We start from the raw sequence: 2,358 nt of genomic DNA, 5'->3' as shown, positions 1-2,358 counted from the left end.
ACTCGCTCGGTGCGTTCCACGTCGAGGGCTTCGCCCGGATGTACCCCGAGCGCACCGCGGGCCTGGTGCTGGTGGACCCGAGCAACGAGCCGAGCGGCTCAGCTACCGAAGTAGTTGTCGAAGTTCTTGGAGAATTCCAGGTTGTTGAAGCGGTCCCAGTTGATCGACCAGGTCATCAGTCCGCGCAGGGTGGGTCGCACGCCGTGCGGCGTGTAGCCGCCGCAGTTGCTGCCCTTGGTCAGGCAGTCGAGTGCCTTGTTCACCTCGGTGGTGGACACCCATCCGTTGCCCGCCTGGACCGAGGCCGGCATGCCGATCGCGACCTGGTCGGGTCGCAGCGCCGGGAACACGTTGTTCGTGTTGCCCGCGACCGGGAAGCCGGTGAGCAGCATGTCCGTCATCGCGATGTGGAAGTCCGCGCCGCCCATGCTGTGGTACTGGTTGTCCAGGCCCATGATCGAGCCGGAGTTGTAGTCCTGGACGTGCAGCAGGGTCAGGTCGTCGCGCAACGCGTAGATGACCGGCAGGTAGGAGCCGCAGCGCGGGTCCTGGCCGCCCCACTGGCCGGAGCCGTAGTACTGGTAGCCCATCTGCACGAAGAACGTCTCGGGTGCCATGGTGAGCACGAACCGGCTGCCGTACTTGGCCTTGAGCGTCTTGACCGCCGAGATCAGGTTGACGATCACCGGCGTGGTCGGGTTCTTGAAGTCGGTGTCACCGGTGTTCAGCGACAACGAGTGGCCCTCGAAGTCGATGTCCAGGCCGTCGAGTCCGTATTCGTCGATGATCCCGCCGACCGATTGCACGAACTTGTCCCGGGCGGCGGTGGTGGACAGTTGCACCTGGCCGTTCTGGCCGCCGATCGAAATCAGCACCTTCTTGCCGGCCGCCTGCTTGGCCCGGATGGCGGCCTTGAAGTCGGCGTCGCTCTCCACGCTCGGGCACTCGGTGACCGGGCAGCGCACGAACCGGATGTCACCGGAGGTGACCGACGTCGGCTCGCCGAAGGACAGGTTGATCACGTCCCAACTCGCGGGCACATCCGCCATCTTGGTGTAGCCCGCGCCGTTGGCGAAGCTCGCGTGCAGGTAGCCGACCAGGGCGTGCGGGGGCAGTTGGCCGCCTCCGCCGTCGGTGCCGGTGGTGGCGGTGACGGCCGCCGACTTGGCCGACTCGCCGGCCGAGTTGGTCGCGCTGACCCGGAAGCTGTACGCGGTGGACGCGGTCAGGCCGGTCACCGTCGTGCCGGTCCCGGTGACCGTCAGGTCCGGCGCGCCCTCGCGGTAGACCTTGTAGCCGGTCGCCCCGGGCACCGCGTTCCAGGACAGCGGCACGGTGGTCGCGGTCGGGGTGCCGGCGGCGAGGCCGGTGGGGGTGGCCGGGACTTCGACGACGCCCGTGGTGGTCGCGCTCACGGCGGCCGACCTGGGCGACTCGCCGGCGGTGTTGGTCGCGGTGACCTGGAAGCTGTATGTGGTCCCCTGGGCCAGGCCGGTGACGGTCGCGCCGGTGCCGGTGACCGTCTGGGCCAACGCGCCGTCGCGGTAGACCTTGTAGCCGGTCGCCCCGGGCACCGCGTTCCAGGACAGCGGCACACTGGAGGCGGTGGGCGCGCCGGCGGCCAGGCCGGTGGGCGCGGCCGGGATCTGGGTGCCGCCGAGGCCGGTCAGCGACAGGTCGTCGGCGTGGTAGGCGCCCGTGCCGTACCAGCCGTGCGTGTACAGGGTGACCGACGTGGTGTTCGCGCCGGTGCGGAACGTGGTGCTCAGCCGGGTCCAGTCCGGTGCGGAGCCGGTCCAGGTGGCGGGGTCGGTGGTGCCGGTGCCGGTCGCGCCGAGGTAGACGTAACTGCCGCGCAGCCAGCCGGAGATCACGTAGTCGGAGTTGGGCAGCACGGCGACCGTCTGCGTGCAGCGCGCGTTGTCGCTGCCGGCCGGGGTCGCCTTCAGGGCCGAAGTCCCGCCGTGTACGGGGGTGCTGACGGTGGCTCCGCTGCCGGCGCTGCACGTCCAGCCGGTCAGACCGGATTCGAAGCCGCCGTTCTGCACGAGTTCGGCCGCGGCCGCGACATCGGCATCGGCGGTGCCGCCGGCGGCGGTGAGCATCGCGGCGGTCAACAGGGCGGTGCTTGCGGCGGCGACGAGGGAGCGCAGCCGTTTGGGGGGACGAACGCTGGTGGATCCGGACATGGGATTCCTCGCGTGGTCGGGACGGAACGGAGCAAGGTGGGGCCGCGCCCGGGCCCGGGGCGGGGTCGGGCCCCGGCGCGGCGCCCAAACGGCGCGGGTGGGTGTGGGGGCCGCCCCGGTTGGTGAACAGGGTTGCGGTAAGGGCGGGCCCGTTTGGGGGCCCAGGGCT

General features: G+C 70.7%; 1 protein-coding gene. It reads right to left on the bottom strand.

The window, feature by feature from the left end; all coding sequences use genetic code 11:
* Positions 1–98: 98 nt before the first annotated feature.
* Entirely contained in the window at positions 99–2,189 is a 2,091-nt protein-coding gene (locus ACFXMF_RS47510) for a fibronectin type III domain-containing protein (RefSeq protein ID WP_379991767.1), read from the bottom strand.
* Positions 2,190–2,358: the final 169 nt, after the last annotated feature.

Source organism: Embleya sp. NPDC059213 (assembly GCF_042754445.1).
GTDB lineage: Bacteria > Actinomycetota > Actinomycetes > Streptomycetales > Streptomycetaceae > Embleya.
This window is presented reverse-complemented; position numbering and strand designations above follow the sequence as displayed.

Excerpts from the sequence above, each read along its gene's own strand:
- ACFXMF_RS47510 (WP_379991767.1), bottom strand. The coding sequence starts at position 2,189 with ATGTCCGGATCCACCAGCGTTCGTCCCCCCAAACGGCTGCGCTCCCTC.